At 68.2% G+C, this 20909-nt stretch carries 19 protein-coding genes and 6 pseudogenes; 12 read left to right on the top strand and 13 right to left on the bottom strand.

Annotated elements, in window-relative coordinates:
- Positions 1 to 49: 49 nt before the first annotated feature.
- Complete coding sequence (locus ACH492_RS38515) at positions 50 to 253, top strand: hypothetical protein (RefSeq protein ID WP_398993913.1); 204 nt, start codon at positions 50 to 52, stop codon at positions 251 to 253.
- Positions 254 to 261: 8 nt separating this feature from the next.
- Positions 262 to 624, top strand: a pseudogene (locus tag ACH492_RS38510) (hypothetical protein).
- Positions 625 to 773: 149 nt separating this feature from the next.
- Here ACH492_RS38510 and ACH492_RS38505 read toward each other — a convergent pair.
- The gene (locus ACH492_RS38505) at positions 774 to 1166 is read right to left on the bottom strand and encodes a DUF2267 domain-containing protein (RefSeq protein WP_398993871.1); all 393 of its coding nucleotides are present in this window, start codon (positions 1164 to 1166) and stop codon (positions 774 to 776) included.
- 174 nt (positions 1167 to 1340) lie between these two features.
- On the opposite strand from ACH492_RS38505, the gene ACH492_RS38500 reads away from it, so the two are divergent.
- The 4 genes from ACH492_RS38500 to ACH492_RS38485 all read left to right on the top strand — a co-directional run bounded on the left by ACH492_RS38500 (position 1341) and on the right by ACH492_RS38485 (position 3864).
- Complete coding sequence (locus tag ACH492_RS38500; RefSeq protein ID WP_398993869.1) at positions 1341 to 1793, top strand: Hsp20/alpha crystallin family protein; 453 nt, start codon at positions 1341 to 1343, stop codon at positions 1791 to 1793.
- 773 nt (positions 1794 to 2566) lie between these two features.
- The gene (locus ACH492_RS38495; RefSeq protein WP_398993867.1) at positions 2567 to 3208 is read left to right on the top strand and encodes a hypothetical protein; all 642 of its coding nucleotides are present in this window, start codon (positions 2567 to 2569) and stop codon (positions 3206 to 3208) included.
- A gap of 258 nt (positions 3209 to 3466) precedes the next feature.
- Positions 3467 to 3604, top strand: coding sequence for a hypothetical protein (locus tag ACH492_RS38490; RefSeq protein WP_398993865.1), 138 nt, complete (start codon positions 3467 to 3469; stop codon positions 3602 to 3604).
- 44 nt (positions 3605 to 3648) lie between these two features.
- Positions 3649 to 3864, top strand: a complete 216-nt coding sequence (locus ACH492_RS38485) for a hypothetical protein (protein WP_398993863.1) — start codon at positions 3649 to 3651, stop codon at positions 3862 to 3864.
- A 197-nt stretch (positions 3865 to 4061) separates the two neighbouring features.
- On the opposite strand, the gene ACH492_RS38480 is transcribed toward ACH492_RS38485, so the two are convergent.
- The gene (locus tag ACH492_RS38480) at positions 4062 to 4310 is read right to left on the bottom strand and encodes an SCO4226 family nickel-binding protein (RefSeq protein WP_398993861.1); all 249 of its coding nucleotides are present in this window, start codon (positions 4308 to 4310) and stop codon (positions 4062 to 4064) included.
- Between the two features lie 719 nt (positions 4311 to 5029).
- Positions 5030 to 6073, bottom strand: coding sequence for a Ku protein (locus ACH492_RS38475; RefSeq protein ID WP_398993859.1), 1044 nt, complete (start codon positions 6071 to 6073; stop codon positions 5030 to 5032).
- An 847-nt stretch (positions 6074 to 6920) separates the two neighbouring features.
- On the opposite strand from ACH492_RS38475, the pseudogene ACH492_RS38470 reads away from it, so the two are divergent.
- Positions 6921 to 7049, top strand: a pseudogene (locus tag ACH492_RS38470) (plasmid stabilization protein); the annotation flags it as partial.
- Positions 7050 to 7319: 270 nt separating this feature from the next.
- Positions 7320 to 7877 (top strand): hemerythrin domain-containing protein, encoded by a 558-nt coding sequence (locus tag ACH492_RS38465; RefSeq protein WP_398993857.1) that lies wholly within the window; start codon positions 7320 to 7322, stop codon positions 7875 to 7877.
- A gap of 332 nt (positions 7878 to 8209) precedes the next feature.
- On the opposite strand, the gene ACH492_RS38460 is transcribed toward ACH492_RS38465, so the two are convergent.
- The 6 genes and pseudogenes from ACH492_RS38460 to ACH492_RS38435 all read right to left on the bottom strand — a co-directional run.
- A complete protein-coding gene (locus ACH492_RS38460) occupies positions 8210 to 8680 on the bottom strand; it encodes a CBS domain-containing protein (protein WP_398993855.1) in 471 nt (156 codons plus the stop codon).
- A gap of 54 nt (positions 8681 to 8734) precedes the next feature.
- Positions 8735 to 9184: an HD domain-containing protein gene (locus ACH492_RS38455; protein WP_398993853.1), complete on the bottom strand. Its 450-nt coding sequence runs from the start codon at positions 9182 to 9184 to the stop codon at positions 8735 to 8737.
- 144 nt (positions 9185 to 9328) lie between these two features.
- Entirely contained in the window at positions 9329 to 9658 is a 330-nt protein-coding gene (locus ACH492_RS38450; RefSeq protein ID WP_398993851.1) for a hypothetical protein, read from the bottom strand.
- Positions 9659 to 10179: 521 nt separating this feature from the next.
- Positions 10180 to 10410: a DUF6480 family protein gene (locus tag ACH492_RS38445; RefSeq protein WP_398993850.1), complete on the bottom strand. Its 231-nt coding sequence runs from the start codon at positions 10408 to 10410 to the stop codon at positions 10180 to 10182.
- Positions 10411 to 10670: 260 nt separating this feature from the next.
- Positions 10671 to 11009: pseudogene (locus ACH492_RS38440) on the bottom strand (SseB family protein); the annotation flags it as partial.
- A 565-nt stretch (positions 11010 to 11574) separates the two neighbouring features.
- A pseudogene (locus tag ACH492_RS38435) lies at positions 11575 to 12081 on the bottom strand (flavodoxin family protein); the annotation flags it as partial.
- Here ACH492_RS38435 and ACH492_RS38430 point away from each other — a divergent pair.
- Positions 11986 to 12462 (top strand): hypothetical protein, encoded by a 477-nt coding sequence (locus tag ACH492_RS38430; RefSeq protein WP_398993848.1) that lies wholly within the window; start codon positions 11986 to 11988, stop codon positions 12460 to 12462. The pseudogene ACH492_RS38435 and the gene ACH492_RS38430 sit on opposite strands and share 96 nt — an antisense overlap.
- A gap of 403 nt (positions 12463 to 12865) precedes the next feature.
- Positions 12866 to 13121 (top strand): annotated as a pseudogene (locus ACH492_RS38425) (hypothetical protein).
- A 420-nt stretch (positions 13122 to 13541) separates the two neighbouring features.
- On the opposite strand, the gene ACH492_RS38420 reads toward ACH492_RS38425, so the two are convergent.
- On the bottom strand, positions 13542 to 17873 hold the full coding sequence (locus ACH492_RS38420) for an HAD-IC family P-type ATPase (RefSeq protein WP_398993846.1): 4332 nt from the start codon (positions 17871 to 17873) through the stop codon (positions 13542 to 13544).
- Positions 17874 to 18141: 268 nt separating this feature from the next.
- On the opposite strand from ACH492_RS38420, the gene ACH492_RS38415 reads away from it, so the two are divergent.
- Positions 18142 to 18525, top strand: coding sequence for a hypothetical protein (locus ACH492_RS38415; protein ID WP_398993844.1), 384 nt, complete (start codon positions 18142 to 18144; stop codon positions 18523 to 18525).
- Between the two features lie 135 nt (positions 18526 to 18660).
- Here the strand turns inward: ACH492_RS38415 and ACH492_RS38410 are convergent, their stop codons facing one another.
- Positions 18661 to 18873: a hypothetical protein gene (locus tag ACH492_RS38410; RefSeq protein ID WP_398993842.1), complete on the bottom strand. Its 213-nt coding sequence runs from the start codon at positions 18871 to 18873 to the stop codon at positions 18661 to 18663.
- Between the two features lie 653 nt (positions 18874 to 19526).
- Between ACH492_RS38410 and ACH492_RS38405 the strand changes: the two genes are divergently transcribed.
- The gene (locus ACH492_RS38405) at positions 19527 to 19943 is read left to right on the top strand and encodes an SRPBCC family protein (protein WP_398993840.1); all 417 of its coding nucleotides are present in this window, start codon (positions 19527 to 19529) and stop codon (positions 19941 to 19943) included.
- Between the two features lie 358 nt (positions 19944 to 20301).
- On the opposite strand, the pseudogene ACH492_RS38400 reads toward ACH492_RS38405, so the two are convergent.
- Together ACH492_RS38400 and ACH492_RS38395 are read right to left on the bottom strand one after the other, a co-directional pair.
- Positions 20302 to 20484, bottom strand: a pseudogene (locus ACH492_RS38400) (Ku protein); the annotation flags it as partial.
- Positions 20485 to 20693: 209 nt separating this feature from the next.
- Positions 20694 to 20909 (bottom strand): DUF6766 family protein (locus tag ACH492_RS38395; RefSeq protein WP_398993838.1); only part of this gene is annotated, 216 nt, incomplete at its 5' end.

The following is a 20909-nucleotide window of genomic DNA, read 5'->3' as shown; positions in this document are numbered from 1 at the left end:
GTCACCGCCGCCACAGCATTGCACTGGATTCGGCGACCGGCTCGCCGCGATCGCAGCGGCGGAGGGTCTGTCGCTGCGCGCGTATCTCGCCCGTCTCGCTGAGACGCTGCTGACTCCGGATGAGCGTGCCGAGCGTGCGGAGAAGGCCCTGGCCGCGTTGAAGGAATGGAACGGCTACGCGCCGACCGTGGCAGAGGAGCAGGACCTGGACAGCGAGCTGGACCGGCGCCTGGCTCAGGTGACCGGCCAGTGAGCGACGCCATGCACATCGTCCTGGACGACACCGCGATGGCCGCAGCCGGTCAGGGCAACGTCCTCGCCTCCCGCCTCATCCACCGCGCCCACGCCGAAGCAGGCTGGTTCCTGTACGCCCCGGCGTGCGCGTTAGTCGAAGCCGATCGCGCCCGGCCCGGCACGGCCGAGCACCTGGCCTCCCTGCCCGGCATCACCGTCCCCGATCTGGACCTGGCTGCCGCCCTCGCCCTCGCGCGGCAGGAGACCTGGGCCGCGGCGCACAGCCAGTACGCAGCCCACCCCGGACCGTCCCGACGGAGCGATCATCGCCACAACCGCCCCGCACCGGTGGGCAGGGGAGCCGGTCACGTACTGGACCTCACCCCCTGATCACAGCAGAATTGCAGGCCCCGCCGGATCCGGCGGGACCACCAGTCCGCGCAGCACCTCGTTCTGCGCGACCAGGACCGCACCGATGGCCCCATCACGCATCAGGCGGGCGACTTCGACCGCCCGCCGCCGCGGCGGCGGGCCTGAGGTCAGTCGGCCAGGTCCGCCTTGCCGAAAAAGACGGCGTAGCCGGACGGCAGCTGGCTGATGATCTGGTTCAGCTCCCCGCCGGAGACGGCATCGGCCAGAGTGGACAGCACTGCGCTGGCATCCCACTCGGCCGTGCGGGGACGGGCACCGATGCGCTCAGCGACGCGCCGGCGGAACTCCTCCACTCCGAAACGCTCCGCCTGCCGCTCCCCGTCGCCCGTCAGCGGCGCACGGAGTGGTTCAGGCAGCTGCGCGGCCACGTCCGCCGCCTCGCCCGGCGTGATCCGCTGGGAGAGGACCTGAAGAACGCCGGTGGTGACCGTCTCGGCCTCCTCCTGGTCGGTGTACTCGCCACGCTCGCGGACCCGGGCCAGAAACTCGTCGTACCTCATAGCCGTGCTTCACCTCTTGATCTTGTCCGGTGCCCACTCACACGGAACGCGTGGAATATGGGCCGTAATGCGCCGAGTATGGGTAGTGGAGGTCCCGGTCAGGGGGACTTCCGAACGCAAGCTGGCCGTGGCGTGCCACCGACCGAGGAGCCTTTCGGAAGGAGACGATCGGAAATGACGCTTCCCGTGCGACGTCAGCAGAGCAGTCCGGCGTGGGACCCGTTCAGGGAGTTCCACGACCTGTACGAGCGGATGGGGCAGCTGTGGCAGTCCGCCGTTCCAGGCGGCGGCGGCCTGCTCGGTGATGCGTGGGCGCCGCTGGCCGACCTGGAGGAGACCCACGACGCCTATGTCGTCGAGGTCGACCTGCCCGGGGTGAAGAAGGACGACATCACCGTCGAGCTGAACGCCGGTGAGCTGTCCATACACGGCGAGACCAAGGAAAGGGAACGCACCGGCACACTCCGCAGCCGCACCCGTCGCACCGGCCAGTTCGACTACAGGGTGACGCTGCCACAGGATACCGTCGAAGAGCACGTCACCGCCGAACTCGCCGACGGCGTGCTCACCGTCAAGGTCCCCAAGGTCGAGAAGGCCAAGCCCCGGCGCATCGAGATCACCAGCTGACCCCACCAGGTACGCACCGACGAGCCCGCCCATCGCGACGGGCTCGCCCCGTTCGAGCACCATGCCCGGCGCTGGACGGTGACAGCCGCCCCGGACGGACGTGAGACGTTGGCGACGAAGGGGCTCCGCAGGATGATGAGGCCGGCTCATGGTGGCAGACGAACGGCCAGGGCCCGGTGCGGGCCTCCGGCGGAGCGACTCCCATGGAGGGATCCTGCGTGCACAGCCATCTGCCCTGCGGTGACGAGAACACATCTCGGCTGACGACTCGGTCCGTGAAGAAACCGTGCCGATACGGTTGGCGAATAGTCATCAATTCTTCAGCAGGGGAAACATATGGGAACATGTGAACTCGCCTTCAAATATTTCCAGTTCACGCTCTTCTCTCGATCACCTCCTCAAATGCATGAAGTATTGGTGAAGTTCGATTCTTATGAGCCCCGAGGGAATGGCTTGATGCCAGCGTCGTGAAAGGAGGACGAACATGCCGAGGGGTAAGGCAGACAAAGTGAACCGGAACCTGGATTACAACGCCGAACAACCCGTCACTTGGCCCGTACGGGAAGAAGCGGAGGGTCGGGGTATCGGGGATGCCTGGCGATGGGCTCCCGACGAGGACCAGCAAATTGAGGAAAACGGTGCTGACAAGGACGACGACCCTGATGGCCAGAAGGGGACGGATGAGCCTTAGGCGAGCTTGAAGGGGCCATGACGCCTCCCTAGCCTTCCGTGGTGACCCAGCACGAAAGCCACAGAACGGCAGGAGGAAGCGCGTGTTAAAACGAGCCCGGGCAACCCTGGCGGCCCTGTTGGCGGTCATTGCCGCGATGGCGATGATGGCCTCGTCGCCCGCGGCCGCCGCCCCCGGCGGATCGGACATCGATATCGACGGCATGCCGTCGAACGTCCAGGAGAAGATCGCGCAGATCGAGGAAGGGGGAGGGCATGTACGCGACGTGCATTCGGCGCCCTTCACGCCAACCGACGCCCGAAGCGTGGGCGACGTCGACTACCGCAAGTCGCGGCCGATGGCCGACACTTCGTCGTCGGACGAGCCGTCGACCAAGCAGTTCCCGACCGGCTGCGGGCTCTGGGTGATCGTCTATGACCAGGGCTACGAGGTCTTCAACAGCTCGCTGACGTCCTGTCGCATGGCGGTCGACGAGATCCAGATGCTGGCGGGTCTGGCCGGCACCGAGGACTTCCTGTGGTGGGACGAGGCGTACTGGACCGAGGAGGCCCAGGACGAGGACGGCGCGACGTTCACGTCTTCCCTCCCGCTCGACATCTCCTACCACTGCGCTGGCGATGGCAACCGCCACTTCCGCGGCGTGACCAACGGATACGTCGAGATCGGCGGCCGGGGCTTCCAGGCCAGCGCCTACGACCAGATCGAGAACAAGGACTGCGGCTGACCGAGCGGCGTGCGCCGAGCCTCGCAGCCGGCGCCGTTCCCGGGGTACCGGCGTCCACCAGATGCCGATACCCCGGAAGGCGCACGGGCGACACCGGTGAACTCGCCTTCCTCGCCCCAGCAGTGGCCGCCGCGCTGCGCTTGCTCGCCGACGTCATCCAGCGTGGAGCCGAGCGCGACATCGTCGTCCGGCCCTGAATGACGTCGGCGTTCACAACGGGCGGACGCCGACGTCCTGGACTCCGCCTCGACAGCCGTCATGAACGGCATCGACGACCCGTACAACTTCGACGAACGCCTGGAGGCCGACAACCTGAGCGGTGCGGCATCTCAGGTCCGCGACGCCGTCCGTTGGCTCGAACCGGCATGGGTCCGCGAGATAGGACGCATCGTCTGACCCCCAAGCGACTGGCCGCCCTCCGCGCCGCAGCTGCGCACCCGATGGGCAACACCCCGCGTATCGAGATGGCTCCCGGGGGGAAGGGCTGGCTGACGGCCGCGGATGGGATCGCCTCGAAAAGCCCGGCCTCGGCGCTCTCGATCGACGACTGCGGCCACGTCCAGGGCAGCGCCGGCCCCAGCGGTGAACACCGCACGCGCCCGCACTTCTTCCGCGTCACTTCCGCGGGCCGCCGGACCCTCGCCGACGCCGCCTGACCCACCCGGAACGCGTAGGCCCGAACAAAGACAGAAGGACCCGCCAGCGGCGGGCCCTTCCTCGTGAGGCTGTCCTCAATCCCCGTGTGCTCACGCGCCTTTGCGCTTGCTCTGGACGTCCTTCTTGGCCACGCCGTCGTCTGCCGACGCCGCGACGGCGCGGGGCATGCTGGCGCTGGTACCGGCCTCTGGTGCTCCTAGACGGAAAGCGGCACAGGATGGATCTCGGTGGCCGGGTGACCAGTGCGCTCGTGTACGCGCTGCACCGCTTCTGCGGAGGGAGCCTCGGACAGGCAGTACACGACTCCCGCCTCTGGGTCGGCCCACGCCCGCTCGAAGTGCACCCCCTCCTCCGCCTCGATCTCCAGATCCGCTCGGTGGGCCGCCGAGAGCTGCTCGGCCGTGATGCCCTTCATGCCGTGGTGGACATCCATGAATGTGGTCATCGTCCGCCGCCTCCGTTCATCTCATCGCCTCGTGGGCTGCGGCCGCGACCCCTGGGCATCGTTCTGCCCTAGCCGGGGCCTCCTTTCCACCAGCGTGCGCCCGCACCTCCCCGGCGACGACCTCTGTTGCCGGGCGGCCCCTCCCCCCACGCCGCTGGCCAATGCTGGAGTTGCTCGAGGCACCTGACACAGGCGCTGGAAGCCGTACGGGCTGCGGAGACGCGGCACGGCTTTACCATCGTCGAGCAGGGGCAGAATGCCGCGTGAGCACTGGGTACCTCCTCGACCACACCGCGTTGGCGCTCTCGATCAGGGCAATATCTACATGGCCGCGCGCGTTTTCCGGTCGGTCAACGTGCCGGCGGTCTCGTTCGCTCACGGGACCGGCAGCGCCTTGGGTGTGTCGCGCAAATGCTGCAGGACGCCCTCGCGGCCACTTGTTTCGTCTTCCGGCCTCTGGGCGAAGCATCCTGCTGGGCGGTCGCGCAGATGATCGCCCAGGAACGGCCGGCCGACCTTCCCACCGCCCATGCCGCACATCTGGCGCTCGACCTCGGGACTACCTGTTCTGACCCGGCAGGCTGCGGCCTACAAGAAGATCGACTCGCGGATCACCGCCGAAGTCATCAGCTAGGGCGGCGCGGGCACCGCTGCTCCGCAGTCGCCCGCGTCGCCGAGCAGCTGCGTTCCTGGCCAGACTTGAACCTCCTGCGCAGGCTTCAGGATGCGTGGGCCTTGCGTCGGCCCCGGTTGCCGCGGAGGGCTTTGATGAGTTCCTCGCGGTTCATGGAGGAGCGGCCGGGGATTCCAGCGTCCGTGGCGCGCTGGTAGAGCTCTGCCTTGGTCAGGGAATCGAATGACGAAGCCTTCGTCTGCTTCTTCGCCTTCGTTGTCTTGCCGGCTCGGCGCCTGTCGGCGGCGTCCTTGATCCCCGCAGGGGGAGCGCCGGTGGATGCGGCCTTCTCCGTGCCGCGGTCCTTGGGACTCTTGGCCCGGTCGACGCTGGCCCGCAGCGTCTCCATCAGGTCGACCACGTTCGTGGCCTTCGCGGGCGCTTCTGCCTTCTCGACCGTCTCACCGGTCCGCTTGGCCTCGATGAGCTTGGCGACCTGTTCCTGGAATGTGTCGTGGAACTCCTCGGGCTTCCACTCCATGCTGAGCGCGTCGATCAGCTGTTGGGCCATCTTCAGCTCGCGGTCGCTGACGCGGGTCTGGCGGCCGGGCAGTTCGTCGATCTCCGTGCGCGGGTCGCGTATCTCATCGGCCCAGTGCAGGGTGTGCAGCGTCAGAAGGCCGGCCTCGGCCTTCACCGCGACCAGATACTCACGGTTGCGCATGACGAACGTGGCGATCCCGGCCTTGCCCGCGCCGGCCAGTGCCTGCTCCAGCAGCGCGTAGACCTTGGCGTACTCCTTGCCTTTCGGGCCGAGGTAGTACGTCTTGTCGAAGAAGATCGGCTCCACCTGTTCCAGGTCGACGAACCCGATGATCTCCAGGGCCTGCGAGCGCCCCGGGGCGATGTCGTCCAACTCGCCGGGCTCGACGAGCACGTACTCCTCGCCCGCATCGAAACCCTTGACGATCTCGTCCAGGGAGACTTCCTCGCCGGTGCGCTCGTTGACCCGCTTGTTGCGCACCCGGTCCGACGTCCCGCGCTGCAGCTGGCGGAAGTGGATGGTGTGGCTGTCCGTCGCGGTGAACAACTTCACCGGCAGCGACACCAGACCGAAGGTCAGAGCACCACTCCACACCGGACGCCCCATGACCGCTGCCACCTCCTCATGACTTCTTCCATGGCACCCCCACCCGCGGCATAGCGCATCCCGGAATCCGCCGGACGCCGGGTCGACCGAGAACCGGGGGGCGCCTCGTCTTACGTGTCGTCGGCTGCGAGACGTTCTGCCCGCGCGGCCGCCTTTGGGGCGTGGCCGCACGTTTTCCCGCCGCCGTCTCGAATTCCCGGGCGCGGTTCCTTGCCTCGGCTACACCGTCAAGGACGGCCCTCTGGCGTTCCTTGGCCGCCTCGAGCTGCTCGGCCAGCGCCGCGGTCTCCTTATCCGCCGCCTGCAGGCCCGCGTAGCCCTCCACCACCACCGCCGCACCCACTCAGCGGCACACCGGTCCGTGCCGCGCGGCTGCCTGGACTGCCGGTCCGAAGCGGGTCGCCGCCCGGAGGGTGTCTGGTTTCTGCGACGCGCTCTTCTCTGAGCTGGAGTCATCGGGGGAAGGCGTCGGGGCATGCAAGCACTTCTGATCAACTGCACCGGCAATCGCTACGGCACTGGCAAGGCCCTTACGGCGACCCGATGCGACTTCGCTTTCCCATGCGACCTGAGGCTCGAAACTCCCTGTCTCGGCTGACGCTCCTGTCGAGGAGACACCCGAGTGGCAGCCCCATGGTCTCGGAAGTACGTTCGCGGCAATCGACGGATTCTCGTATCTGTCACGCACCGGAGAGGCATAGCTGTGAGCGACGACATCTGGGCTATCGCCCGGCCGCGGGATACCAGAAGGGATCGACCTCATCGGTTACAGGGTCGAGGCCACCGACGGCCACATCGGCAAGATCGCATTCCGAAGACGTCGGCTCCTCACACCTCGTGGTCGATAGGCGAAGTTTCGCACAGCGGTTCGGAGGGGCCCACGTACGACCAGCTGCACGCGGAGGCCAAGAAGCGCAACATCCAGGGCCGCTCTTCCATGAACAAGGCCGAACTGAAGCAGAAGCTGGGCCACTGACAGGAAGCGAACGCACGCCATGGAGCACTGGTGCCGTGCCGCCAGTGGGCGTTCAGCGTCCGATGCCGGCGAAGTTGTAGGGCGCGCCTCCTGGCGTGTGGATGCGGATGAGCCGCGTGGGCACAGGTAGACCGACAGGATCGCCATCGACGCTAGGGTGAGGAACCTCGTCCGGCCGAATCCGGCTGGCGAGCTGTTAGCAGCTGCCGCCTTTGGGCACCCGTGTCCTGGCTGACCGCATCGGTCGCCAGGTGAGGAAGGGTGTGCAGCATGGGCCACGGCGGAGATGTCATCAACGAACTGACCACCGATCACCGCGAGGTGGACGACCTTTTCCAACAGATCGAGCAGGCCATGCCCGGCAGCGCGGAGCGCAAACAGCTGGCCGATCAGCTGACCATCGAGCTCGTCCGGCACTCGGTAGCGGAGGAGGAGCACCTGTATCCCGCGGTACGCAAGCACCTGCAGGACGGCGACGCACTCGCCGACAAGGAGATCGCCGATCACGCACGCGTCGAGGAACTGCTGAAGGACCTGGAGGGGCTCAACGCCGACGATCCCGAGTTCAATCACGTCATTGTCAAGCTCAGGACCGAGGTGGAAGCTCACGTCAGGGACGAGGAGAACAACCTCTTCGTCCAGCTGAGCAACGCATGCGCACCCGGCGATCTGGAACAACTGGGAGACAAGATCCGCACGGCGAAGAAACTCGCCCCCACACGGCCCCACCCGAGTGCCCCGAGCACCCCGCCCGGCAACAAGCTCCTGGCACCGGGGACCGGTCTGGTCGACCGCGCCCGCGACTTCGTCACCGGCCGCGGCAAGTAACCGCCGGGGCCGCCGGGCATCCACGGTCAGGTTCGCGGCCTGCGGCCGAACCGGTAGATGGCGTACGTAATGCCCAGGACGAGGTCACCGGCCCCCGATGACGCGGCCGACGCCGAACCGGGCACGGAGCCCGCACTCCGTGCCCTTGTCCCTCTTCACCGCGGCCGCTCAACCGCATCCCTCGGGTGCCCCTGGCGGCTGGCACGAAACCCGGCAGACATGATCATGAATCGGCGAGGACTACTCGCGGCGAGCTGTCGGCATGTCGCAGCCAGCATGACGGCCAGCCTGCCAGGGCTGCATGCTGGTCCCCTGCAGGCTTCCGAGGCGTTTCACTGGTTGGGTTCAGCCGAGCTGATGTCGCCCAGCGCGGAACTGGGGTCGCGCTCGATGGCCAGGTCGCCGAGGGAGACGATGCCCACCGGGCGCTCATTCTCTACGACCGGTAGCCGGCGCACTGCCTGCTCTCTCATCAACTGCACGGCTCGGTCGATGTCGTCGTCGGGGGATACGGCGACCAGGTCGGCGCTGCACGCCTGCGACACGGTCGCCTCGTCGACGTTGCGGCCTTCGGCCAGGACCCGCACCACCAGGTCCCGGTCGGTGACCAGACCGCGCAACGGCCCCGATGGTGACCGCCTCGGCCCGGAGAAGGTGACCCGCTGGTCCAGTCCTTGTGCCGCTCTCTGCGGCTGGAGGTGGGCGGCGGCCGGGGCCTTGAGGCTCTCGATGCCGCGCGGGCTGCCGGTAGGACGGCTCTGATGCCGAGCGGCCGGGCGGGTGTCAGGGCCGCCGACGCCCACGAGTCCGGCGTGGGGTTGCCAGAACGTGTCATCTCACCGTCTATGGAGAGATCATCACAGCTCCTGCAGGCCGAGCAGCCGCCGCATCCTCGCGTACTTCTCGCCGAGCTGGGTCCGGGTCGGTTCGTCGAGCAGGGCGAGCCGGGCCGGGTCGGCGTTGTGGGCGAGGTCGGCCTCCTTGATGAGGCGGGTGCCCGGCGTGGCGAGGATCCGCTGCGTGTACGACTCGTCGCCTTCGCCCGGGCGCTTGGTCATCGCGTCGACCAGGTCCTTCACGTTCTGCGGAAGTTCGGCTGACTCCAGCCACTCGCGGGAGAGCACGTCGTCCTCGATGGTGTCGTGCAGCCAGGCGGCGGCAATCTGTTCGTCGGAACCGCCGCGCTCCCTCACTCCGTCAACCACCGCCTGGACATGCTCCAGGTAGGGCCGTCCCGCCTTGTCCCTCTGGTGCGCATGGCCTTCGCGGGCGATCGCCTCGACCTGGTCGAGCGTGAGGTCCGGCATAGATACGACTCTACGGGCGCCGGGTCTTCGCCGCCCGGCTCACGGCTGCTTGCGGCCAGCAGCCCAAGGCAGCTCCGACCCGCGCTCGGCACGCACCTTCCGGGCAGAGTCACGGAGACGGTGGGCGCAGCTGGTAGCAGCAAGTCAAGTGCTCTCGATGACCGCGTCGAGAACGTGGCTGCGCCGTGCCTGCCCCTTGGGGACGTAGACCACATCAACAGCGAGAAGCGTTAGAGCCGTGCCGAGTCCTGTGATGCGCGCCCGGGAGAGGGATTCGGATGTCGGGCTGGACAGCAGCAGGCTCCAGCCGCAGGTGATGAGGAGCCCTGCCACGGTTTTCACCAGCCAGTCCTGCTCCTCCCGCATCCCCCTGGGCCCGAAGAAGTGCTTGAAGCTGCGCAAGTGCAGCAGTGGCCAGGCTCCACCAGTCGCGTTGAACAGTCCTTGGGTCCTGGCGACGAGTAGCGGATCCATCAGGGGGTCTCCCCTCGTCAGCGTGCCGGACTCGTCCAGCGGTGGCAATCGCCTCCGTCAGCCGCAGTTCACCGGTCCTCGCTCAGGCCGTCTCCGCACTGCGTTTAGACAGCCCGGAGTTCAGGAAGAACGTGCCGACCGCGAGCCTGAGCGGCAATTGTCGTGCCGCAGACCGCCATGCAGATCCGGATACCGCCTCCAGCGCCGGCGCCCGCGACAAGCCTCCCAACCAGGTCCCGCCTACCACCCTGCCATCCGTCCGACGCATGTCAAACGCACAGTTCCGTGCGGGACGGGCTACTTCCACCTTGACGAGGCATCTCACGCATCTCAACACCAGCGCGCCCACGAGGCGAGATGTTTGGTTTCGGCGACCCGCAGACTGCCCGCTCGCGCAGCTCGTCGGGGACTTCCGCCGAGTGCACGCTGAACTGTGCTCTCATCAGCCGCGGTGATCATGCCTGACTGCAGGACAGGTCCTGCAGTGAGGACATCCGGGGGGAAGGCCGGCGCAAGCGGATTCAGAGAGCAAGGCTCAGCGCCATGGCGAGGAAAAGCGCCGCGCAGAGGGCAGCAACAACAAGAATGACGATGACCGGGCCCTTGGCCCAGCCGCGCGGCGGCTCGTTGCGCGGGCCTGTCCCCGAGGCGGTACTCGCCTCACCCGGAGGTGTCTCTCCAGGGGGGACGGAGCCTCCAGGTTCGAGTCCTGGGGTGTTACGTGGATCAGGATCAGTATTGTCGGGGCTCATAAGCGGCGCGTGCCCTATATGGCGCCATTTATGCCGGGACGAGGCCCCCAGGGCGGGTGCGGGGTGCGCAGCGGAGTCCTCCGGCCGAGGAGCCACGTGCGCGGGCGGAATGCGTGTACCCCGAGGCCAAACGCGCGGAGAGCGCTATTTTCTGCGACGGTCAACCGACTGGCTGTAGCTCAGGGGCCCCAGCGGCCTCGGCTGGTGGCAAAATGAAGACAGGCCGTTGCCCAGCTGATTGGCGTGATCTGCGCCCCGCTTCAGCCGGGGCGCCCGCCCAGCATCGTGCGTACGCCGATGGCACTGAGGGTCAAGGCGTCGGGAGAACTGGCGTCGATGGTCAAAGACAGCTCGCCGGGTGGCCACTGGGCGGCGAGCGCGCCCAGAGGCACTCGCCGATAGCGTGAGATGGACGGAAATAGCTCGATCATGCGCAGTTCCGAGGTGAACACCGGCACAAGGTTTTCACCGCCGGGCTGTTCAAGGAGCGGCAGGATCACGGCTCCGGGATCCAGGTCCGGCTCCGGGCCCAGATCATCAGGAACGGGAATCAGCACGTCGCTGTCGGCCAGGGTCTCGAGTGCAGCCTCGTCACGCTCAGGCGTTTTCCTTTGTCCGCCTTCGACTCACCTGGTGTTGACCGTACTTTTTGCCCAAGGAAGGCGACCGGCTCGGTGTATGCAAGCCACGCCGTGCAATGCGACAGGCGACCATGCCCATGGTGGAGCACATGGCAGCCGGGTCTGGACGGGCGCCTTCACCGGCACTATTCGTGCGGCCGAATCAATCTCGCAGGGCATGTCTATGGCGGGTTTCTCCCGGACGCAGAGAACCGGTCGGAGAGCAGGAACGAAGCCTTCGCGACCGAGCCGTGCCGGGGGGAGCGGCTGAGGCAGCCCGCACACGGTTCCCGCCCAGACAGGTGACACGAGGTGCGGTTGAGCGGTCGAGGTGGAGGACGAAAGACCAGTGGCAACCGGCTGGCCAGCTGGGCGGGTTGTACGGCGAAACCCGGCCTGGGTGAAATGGTTTGGGAGTCGCAGTCGCGATGGGCTGCGGTCGGCGTCGGCGAATCGGCGCCGTGGCGTGGCGGGGGACGAAGGATCGGTTCGACGAATACCTGCCGCACGATCAGGCCCTCTCCGGCGGCCGTGCCGAAACAGGTCAGCCGGGCGGTGGGCCCAATGGGTTGGCGTACATCGCCCGGGCTACGCCGATGAGGTTAGCCGCCATGGCCCTGCCGGTCTTCGTCGACCAGTCGTGTCCACGGTGGTCATCGAGAAAGTTCGGCCCGGGGCCGGGCCCGAGGTGCCAGTAGGTCCAGGACTGGCCCGGCACTGTGTAGCCGATGTCGCACAAGGCTCCGCTGATCTCGCTGATGACGTGATGGGCCGCGTCCTCGTTTCCGGTCACCACGGCTCCGGCGACCCGGTTGTACGCCACCGGCCTGCCCCGGTCGTCGGATTCCGCCAGCATCGCGTCTATCCGCTCCAGAACCCGCTGCGCCACCGATGAAGGTCGTCCCAGCCAAGTGGGCGATGCCATGACGAGGATCTGGGACTCCATCAGCTGTGCGTGGACACCAGGCCAGGCGTCCCCTGGCCCCATGTCGGTTTCGACTCCCGGTTTGATGTTCAGATCAACCGCGCGCACCATCTGCACGTCCACGCCACCGCCCTCACAGTGGACTCGTGTGATGGCAGCCCCGACTCCGTGCCGGCGTCAGGACTGTCGTCGCTCCCCAGGGTCTGGCGGAGGGGCGGCGGCGGTCGGTGCTGCCTGGTCGGCGGGTTGGTCCAGTCGCTGCTGGCGGCGCCGCTGTACGTCGCGGTGGTCCTCAACGCGTTGGGTGAACAGCTTCAGCGCCTCATGCTCCCGATCGGTCCCGAACTCGCGGTAGGGGCCGAGGGCTACGGCGTTGACCTCTTCCTCCATGGCGTCCGCTGTCTGGACAACTCCCTGGCCGAGGTGTGCCCGGATGCGCGCCGCATCCAGCCTCACGGAACCGGGAAGTCCGGCGGGCCGCTCGCGACGCGGGGCCGAGGGCGGTGAGCAGGAGGCGCGGACTCCGCGCTGCTCGCCGGTGCTATATGCGCCTACAAGAACCCCGCCAGTCACCGCGCTGTCGCCTTCGACGACCCGATCGAGATCATCCAGTTTGCCGACCTGCTGCTGCCCCAGGTCATGCGCCGAGGGCCGCGCCGGGCCAAGCGCCGCCAGGCCCCATCAGGCGCGTAGAAGGGGGACCCGGCGTAGTCACCGTCCCTCCGTGGCGGAGGAACCGGGAGGGACGGCGCGGCCTCGCCCAAAGTGGCAGCACACGGGCGGGGTCAGGGGTGGGGGACCTCCGCCGGGGGCTAGAGGATCACCGCCGCGAAACAGGGGTGTGACTGAAATAGCTTGATACGGGTACGTACCCGTACCCGTATCCTTGAGGATGGGAAGGAGCACGACGATGTCCGATGCCAACGTCCGTATCCCAGAGGAAGCCAAGGACCGGCTGGCCGCGATAGCTGCTGCTGAGGGTCTGTCGCTGCGTGCGTATCTGGCCCGTCTCGCTGAGACGCTGCTGACTCCGGATGAGCGTGCCGAGCGTGGAGAAGGCTCTGGCCGCGTTGAAGGAGCGGAACGGCTACGCGCCGGCCGTGGCCGAGGAGCGGGACCTGGACAGCGAGCTGGACCGGCGCCTGGCTCAGGTGGCCGGCAGGTGAGCGACGCCATGCACATCGTCCTGGACGACACCGCGATGGCCCCCACCAGGCAATCCACGCCCCGAAAAATGGAAGCCGCCGCCAGAAGGCCCCCTGCGAGCGGAAAGCCCAGAAGGCCCGGCCCGACGGAGGGGAGCCGGGGCCTTCAGCACGGGAGAGAACCTGGAGGAGCCACCGCTCCCGCGTTCCGCGGACACTACAGATCCCTGCCCGGAGAACTGCGCATCCTTGTGTACTCCGAATGACTGACCACCGGCAGCCGCGGGTTTGCGACGAAAAATGATGCTGCGAAGCCCAGGACATTCCTGATGCCCAATCAGGTGCCGCCTGCGTCCTGGCCATGAGGCCCACGCCGATCTGGAGCAGCTTGGCGATCCGGTCGGCGAGGTTGTCGCGGATCTCGACCAGCCGCGGCCTTGGTTACTGGTCGTCGGCGGGGTGCGCGGTGAGGGTGGCGATGAACGGTGCCAGGGTGGTGCTGAGGAGGGTGGCGGCGGTGATCGCGCTCAGGGTGATGCCCCAGGCGATGGGGCCGAGGGGTGTGGAGCCGAAGAATTGGCTGATGCCGGGGGTTTGGATAATGGCGACGAGGACGAACGCGGAGCCGAGTCCTGCTGTGAGGACGTTGCGGTCCAGTCCCCCGGTGGTGAGTGTTTGGGCGAGTTGGGTGCCGACGACGGCGGCGAGGGCGATGGTGCTGGCCCGGCGTCGGCGGCCGGTCAGGCGGGCTGCTCCCCAGGCCAGGCCGGCTCCGGTGGCGGTGATGGCGCCGCGCAGGAGCATTTCGCGGGTGAGGGCGGTGCCCAGTGAGCGGTGGGGGCCTTCCTTGAGGAGGCGTTCGCCGGTTTGGCTGGAGGGCTCGCGTACGGCGATGGCGAGGGAGGGGGCCAGGTCGGTGAGAAGGTTGACGAGCATGATCTGGCGGGCGTTGAGGGGGGTGGTACCAGTGAGTCCGGACGCGAGGACACTGAAGGTGACTTCGCCGAGGTTGCCGCCGATGAGGATCGCAAGCGCGGCGCGGACCGAGGCCCACATGGCGCGCCCCTCCATGAGGGCGGAGACAATGGTTTCCAGCCGGTCATCGGTGACAACGAGGTCGGCTGCGGCGGTTGCGGCGGGGGTGCCCCTGCGGCCGAGTGCGATGCCGACATCGGCGAGCCGGATGGCGGGAGCGTCGTTGGCACCGTCGCCGGTCATCGCGACGACGCGGCCGAGTCGCTGGTAGGCCTGGACGATACGGACCTTGTGGCCAGGGCTGCAGCGGGCGATGACATCCACGGTGGGCAACAGTTCGTCCAGGTCGTCGTCGTCGAGTTCGTCGAGTTCCGGGCCGGTACAGATTTTGGGTTCGTTGATGTCGCTGATGCTGGAGGCGATGGCGTCGGCCGTGGCGGGATGGTCGCCGGTGAGCATGACGGTCTGCACACCGGCTTCGCGCAGCTGGGCCGAGGCGGGTGCGGCGCTGGTGCGTACGGGATCGGCGAGTGTGATGAAGCCGAGGAAGACCAGGTCGCTCACCCCCTCGTCGGCGAGTTCCTCGCCTGGTTCCATGCGGCGTTCGGCCACGGCCAGGACGCGGCGTCCCGCTGCTGCAAGTTCCTCGGCTGCTGCGGCAAGGGCTCTGCTTGCTCTCTCGTCGAGAGGCGCGACGGCGCCGTGCGGCCGCCGACGGCGGGTGCATCGGCTGATGACGTTCTCCGGCGCGCCCTTCACGCTGAGCAGGGCGCCGCGTCCGGTATGGCCGGCGGTTGCGTGGTAGGCCCGGGCTGGTTCGAAGGGGAGGGTGTCTGTGCGGTGCCAGCGGGCGAGACCCACGCGTGCGGTGACACCCGCCCTTCGCGCCCCGTCGATGACCGCCCGGTCAGTCTGGTGGGCCATCGGTTCGGCCTGCCGGGCGGGTGGGGTGGCGCGCAGTGCTGCGGCAAGGATGTCCTTGCGATGCGTACCGAGCCGGTCGAGTGGCTCCGTGCTGTCGCCGTCGCTGACTTCGGCGAGCCGCAGTGTGCCTTCGGTGAGAGTGCCGGTCTTGTCGAAGCAGAGCACATCGGCGCGGCCGAGCGCCTCGATGGTGCGGGGGTTGCGTACGAGCGCGCCCGCGTCGGCCAGGCGACGGGCGGCGGCCAGCTGGGCGGCGTTGACCAGGAATGGCAGGCCCTCGGGGACGGAGGCGACCGCCAGGTTGACCGCAGAGGCGAGGTTGTCGGAAAGGGGACGGCCGTGCAGGAGGCCAGACAGAGCCACTGCGGCGGCGGAGCCGAGAGCGACCGGGATGCTGTAACGGGTGAGGGAGGACAGCCGCGCCTCCACACCGGTCTCGGGTGCGGCCTGCCGGGCGGTGGCGAGACTGCGCCCGGCCTCCGTGGCCGATCCGGTGGCCACCACGACCGCCACGGCCCGTCCGGCCGAGACCGTTGTGCCCTCGTAGAGCATCGAGCGGCGGCCGGTGATGTGTGAGGCGACCACGGGAGCCGGGTCCTTGCTCACGGCGAGGGATTCGCCGGTGAGTGGGGACTCGTCGACTTCGAGGCCTTCGGCTTCCAGCAGACGGCAGTCCGCGGGCACAACGTCCTCGGGCCCCAGGATGACCAGGTCACCCGCCACCAGCTCTCCGGCAGCCACCAGCCGTTCCTGCCCGGCCCGGCGCACCCGGGCACCGATCGCGGAGCGGGCGAAGAGTTCCGCGAGTGCCCGCTCGGTCCGCACTCGCTGAAAGCCGCCCACCAATGCAGATGCTGCTGTGATAGCGGCGACCAGCGCGGCGTCCGTACGGGACCCCACCGCCGCAGCCAGCGCGGCACCTGCGGCAAGGATCGGGGTGAGGGGATTGGACAGTTCTTCGATGAAAGCGTGCGGCAGGCTGAGCTTCGCCGGCCCACCCGCATGCGCATCGCTCTGGCGCTCTGCCGCCTCTTGCGCGGAAAGCCCCTCAGGGCGGGTCTGCAGACGCTCCAGGACACGCTCGGCGGGCATCAAATGCCAGGGAACACTCACCACCGATGGAGCGAGCGGACGGGCCAGCAGCTGCCGGGCACGCCAGGCACCCAGGCAGAAGGCCACACCCCCGGCCGTGTTGCTCACCGCCAGGACCCGCGCGGTCGCCCGCGATGCGGCCGCCTGCAGTGCGGCGACCGCGCCGACCCCGCTGCCACCGGCGGCCAGATAGTGGCTGTCGCGGTCCACTACGGCGGCCGTCCCGACCGCATCGACGATCAAGGCCGCCGCCTCGAGATTCGTACCGACCAAGAAATGCGCCCCCCAGGGGGTGTGCTCCTCGTCGCGGTGCACGCCGATCGCACAGTCGGCCGCGGCCAACGGCCGGCGATTGCCGGAGACCAGCAGCACGACCGCACCGTCGGCCTGCAGACTTCGCACGGAAGCGACCAGGCTGCTGCCCGCCGGCATCACGGCGTCAGCGAACGAAAGCTCAGGGCTTTCCCGGTCGGAGGCCACCACCACGCGAGCTCCCGCCCGCCGCGCAGCCGCCGCGACGGCCTCGGCGCCGGGAGCGGACTGGGTGCCCAGACCGGCCACGGCTCGGAGACGTCGGCCGTGAGCCAGACCGAGCACCTTCTCGCTGCCGCGGCGCCGGAGCCGTTCCGCGGCCTCGCCACCGGTGGGGCCCTCGCGCTCGAGCTCGTCCAGGGGCCCCAGGACCCAGCCCTCGGCGCGGCGCACCGCCAGAGGGGTATCGGCGTCAAATAGCGCAAACAGCCGCTCGGAAGCCTGTTCAGGATCGGCCTCATCGAGCAGCTCGAGGTCGAACGGCTCGTACCGGTCGCCGCGCAGAGCCTCTTCCTCGAGGAGGATCGTGTCCACCTGGCCCAGCCGCCGCAGCGCGGTGCGGTCCATCGTGACCACACCGCGCAGAGCCAAATACCGTCCCAGGCTCGTGGCGAAGCCCTCACGGCCGGCGTTGGGTGCCTTGGGCACAGCCGCGATGGCGACGGCGATCGCGCGCCGAGCCCCTGCGAGCGGCAGTATGGCCGCACCGGCGGCAAGGCCCGCCGCCATCGATCGTTCGGCATAGCGGTCGGCGCCATCTTGGGGCAGTGGACCGGCCCGGTCGACCGCCATCGCGGTGGCCGAGGCCTCTTCCGGGCTGCGAACGAGCCGGCCCTCGCTCTCCCGCCATGCCGCGCGCTCCGCGCTCGCCTCTCGCCACACCGCCAGGCGCTGCAGTACATCGAGGGCGAGCCCCCCGCCACCCGTCGCTACCCCCTGCACCAGGGCCCCGACCACCGGGAGCAGCGAGTCGGCGTGATCGTCGTTGCTGACGTCCTCGACCAGATGCCGAAGTCGCGGATGGTACCGAAGGGCATCGACAACGCCGGCCACCTCCGGTGGCAGCCCGAACCACGGAGCGAGCCGCCGAAACGTCACGACAGCCAGCCCCAGCATGTCCGCCGCAAGCGCCGGCACCGACGGGAAGGGTGGACCCTCTGCCGGATGATGCGGCTCCGGCTGCCATTCGTCGAACGCCTCCGCTTCCGCAGCATGGTCGCCCTCGGCCTGCTCCACCAACGCGACCAGCTCGTGCTCGGCCGGAGGAGGGGAAACCACCGACACAACCACCCGTTCCATGGGCGCGTTCACCCGCGCCCACAACACCCCTGCATGCCGTTCCAGCGCCCGCTCGACACGACGGCCGACGGTCTCACCCCCGGCCCCGTGTACACCGGACACCGCGATGTAACAGCGCCCGGCGCCCCACCACACCTCGCGGCGCGGTGCCCCGAGAAGGCTCTCTGCCACCCTCCAGGCAGCCTTTGCCCCGGCGGCCACCTGTGAAGCCAGTTCCGGGAAGATCGGCGCGAGAAACGGAGGCATCCACGCAGAGGAGGCGGGCTCCGACGACATCAACCTGCCTCCTCGATCTCAGCGGCGAGGGCAAAGTGACATGTAAGGAGCTTCAGTCTGCTCGAGGCCCATAAAACCGGCTATACGGGAAATGCATCCTATGAGGAGTAAAAGCACCATTCCACTTGGAGTACGATCCTGCTCGACTCATTGAGGTGAGACCGTGTCCAGCAAGAAAAAGTCCCCCCGCACCCACAGCTCTCCCAGTGCCGAGGCCACTGCCGCTGGCGAGCGTGCGACCCCGCCACCTCCCGAGCCGACCGCACCACATCCCGACCAGGGCCGGCGCACGATCACCTTGACCGTCCCCTCACTGGACCGCGTGGCGAACGGCGCCCTGAACGCCGCAATGCTGCCCGTCGCTGTTGCCCGTCAGGTACTGCCCGCCAAACAGGGCCTCCCTCTCTATCTCGGCCTGGGTGTCCTCGGGGCCGCAGATGTCCTGGAATGGCCCGTAGCCATTGGCATCGGCGTCGGTTACGCCGTCCTACGGCGAGGCGGCGTCCTCGCCCCTCCGCCACGCCGAACCGAGCCTTCCGCTGCCTGAACCCCCGGAAGCGAGGACGGCATGTAGACCCGCATCCGGGATGAAGTGACAGGTCGAGGCAAGGCTCACCACGTGCTGGCCAGGCACGAACCCATCGCGGTTTGGTGCGCGTCGCTACAAACCATCGGCCGAAGCCTACGGCTGCGGCAGGAGGATGCAGGCGGCACCTCTCAGCGGTCGCGCAGGAGGGCCCGCGTCCCGCGTCTCGCGGGCGACTTGCTGTGCTTCTCCGGTGGGTACGACGAGGACCGGGATCTCGGCCCCCGGCGGACTGATGATTTCCCACTGGCCGTTGGCGGGCGTGCGCAGGTCGCCCGCCAGGCCGAGGATGGTGAGCCGACCGCACACCTCCGGCTGGTCCTCGCCGATCTCCCCGGTGAAGACAAGGGCGCCGAGCCTGGTTCCACGTTCGCGGCTACGTCGAGGAGGGCACCACCCACGACCTGCTGATCAGCAACGGCACCTCGCGGCACGCTCTGACAGTCACCGCACTGGGCCACCTGCGCGGCCGTCCGGCCGCCACTGGCGACCTGTCGACCCACTACGCCAGCCGCCGCGACGAGGTCCGAAAAGAACTACCGCGTACCGGCGTTCGACATGCCCGAGAGCACCGAATGGGCATGGCGGTCATGACCAGCAGCATTCGCCGCCGCAGAGGGTCGGACGCGTACCGCCACGGGTGGGGTGGGCCGGTAGCTGCGACAGGCGATAGACCGGGGCCGCCACCGCTCCCGGGTAAAGCTCCGGGCGCAGTCGGTTCCCTGCGCGGGTCGGTTCCCTGCGCGACGGCAGCGCCGTACGGCCGCCGTCACGTCTCTGAGAAGGCGCAGCCAGAGCCGATCGCTCCCTGCTGGCAGGGAGTGTCCAGCGGCCGAGGGCTTGACGCAACTGCTGTCGGCCGGGTGCGGGCGGATGAGTGAGTTCTTCGACCGTGCCGCTTCGAGCCTGGCGGGTGGGGCATGCGTTCCCTCAGCAATGGCAGGTCGAGGGAGAGTGGAATCATGACCGAATATGAACGCTCACGGACGATGCCTGCTCTGCCCGAGCACGTTTTTAACCAGGCGTCCAGCGTTGATCAGATGGACGACTGGCTTCCTCGAAGCCTGCATGTACGGGCCGATGACCTCCCCGCGGTGACCGTTCATGAGGACCGCAGCAGCGAAGACATCTCCGCATTGCTCCGTGCCCAGAAGGACCAGATGCGACTGGAGTGGGGAACGCGAGAGCAGGGTAGCTACGCAGGGTGGCTTCAAGTGGCCGGGATCGGCAGCGGAGCCAGTGAGGTAACGGTGCACCTCTCGTTCTTTGACGAGGCCGACGATCCCGGGGCCGAGGCGGTGCACGATGCCCTAGACCAGAGCCTTGAGCGTCTCGAGCAGAATGTACGCCTGAGAGTGGATGACGGAACTGGAGGCTGAGCACAAGGCGCTCCGCTGGGACTCTCGGCACCATGCGATCTGCCGAGGGGCCGTCGGACATTGGTGCGGTGCTGGTTACCGAGGCCGACGAGCTGCGTGGTCTGGTCACCGACCATAGGTTTGCCGTGCGGATCCTGAGCGCAGGGTGGCCGACACCTGCAGCGAAAAGGTGACTCCCCTCGGCCTCCTTGCGTGCGTGGAACACTTTGGACGCGGGGCAGTGCTGGGCGGCGATCGTCGCGCTGGCGGGCATCCTCTACGTGCTGCGCACCTGGCGTGGCCTGGCGCGATGTCCTCATCAGCTGGCGGGCTGAGACCTTGTAAATCGGACCCAGGATGAGGTCATGGACTCGCCCGCATAGCTCTTGACGGTCTCCTCGAGCGGCACCTCCTCACCGGTGCGCTCGTTGACCCGTTTGTTGCGGACCCGGTCGGCGGTGCCGCGCTGCAGCTGATGGAAGTGGACCGTGTGGCTCTCCGTCGACGTGTAGGGCTGCACTAGCACCGTGACCAGTCCAAACGTCAAAACGCCGCTCCACATCGCACGCGCATCACCCTCACCTCCCGGTCCCCTCCCATCGCACTGCGACCGTCCGCTGATCGCATCCGCTGGAACAGGTCGCGCGCGCCACCATGAGCATCCCCGCCCCACGGGTTGGCGCTAAGGAGTGATGCTGGAGCCGAGCAAGGCGCCCCGCCGGCGCAGGTGAAGGTCGCCCTGTTTCCCGACCTGGGCTGACGCCTTGAGGCTCAGCTTTCGATGCCGGTCGCGGTGTGCGGGGCGCCGACGGGCTTGGATTCGGGTGAGCCGCGCTGGCGGAGGTAGACGGACAGGATGGCCATGGAGGCCACGGCCAGGAGCTCGGACTGCCAGTTCTGCAGGGAGCGGCTCCAGAAGTCCGCGGAGATCAGGTACTTGGTCCAGCCGATGGGGGCCTGCAGCTGGCGCAGGCTCTGCTCGTTGTA

Origin of the sequence: Streptomyces sp. NPDC019443, from assembly GCF_044389785.1 — a bacterium.
Classification (GTDB): domain Bacteria; phylum Actinomycetota; class Actinomycetes; order Streptomycetales; family Streptomycetaceae; genus Streptomyces.
The sequence above is the reverse complement of the archived record's forward strand: the minus strand, read 5'-3'. Positions and strand labels throughout refer to the sequence as shown.

What these genes read in the sequence shown, in the direction of transcription:
- ACH492_RS38485 (WP_398993863.1), top strand. Translation starts at nt 3,649, where the DNA reads ATGGGCAACACCCCGCGTATCGAGATGGCTCCCGGGGGGAAGGGCTGG.
- ACH492_RS38505 (WP_398993871.1), bottom strand. Translation starts at nt 1,166, where the DNA reads ATGAGGTACGACGAGTTTCTGGCCCGGGTCCGCGAGCGTGGCGAGTAC.
- ACH492_RS38450 (WP_398993851.1), bottom strand. Translation starts at nt 9,658, where the DNA reads ATGGATCCGCTACTCGTCGCCAGGACCCAAGGACTGTTCAACGCGACT.
- ACH492_RS38405 (WP_398993840.1), top strand. Translation starts at nt 19,527, where the DNA reads ATGACCGAATATGAACGCTCACGGACGATGCCTGCTCTGCCCGAGCAC.
- ACH492_RS38445 (WP_398993850.1), bottom strand. Translation starts at nt 10,410, where the DNA reads ATGAGCCCCGACAATACTGATCCTGATCCACGTAACACCCCAGGACTC.
- ACH492_RS38480 (WP_398993861.1), bottom strand. Translation starts at nt 4,310, where the DNA reads ATGACCACATTCATGGATGTCCACCACGGCATGAAGGGCATCACGGCC.
- ACH492_RS38455 (WP_398993853.1), bottom strand. Translation starts at nt 9,184, where the DNA reads ATGCCGGACCTCACGCTCGACCAGGTCGAGGCGATCGCCCGCGAAGGC.
- ACH492_RS38490 (WP_398993865.1), top strand. Translation starts at nt 3,467, where the DNA reads ATGAACGGCATCGACGACCCGTACAACTTCGACGAACGCCTGGAGGCC.
- ACH492_RS38465 (WP_398993857.1), top strand. Translation starts at nt 7,320, where the DNA reads ATGGGCCACGGCGGAGATGTCATCAACGAACTGACCACCGATCACCGC.
- ACH492_RS38475 (WP_398993859.1), bottom strand. Translation starts at nt 6,073, where the DNA reads ATGGGGCGTCCGGTGTGGAGTGGTGCTCTGACCTTCGGTCTGGTGTCG.
- ACH492_RS38500 (WP_398993869.1), top strand. Translation starts at nt 1,341, where the DNA reads ATGACGCTTCCCGTGCGACGTCAGCAGAGCAGTCCGGCGTGGGACCCG.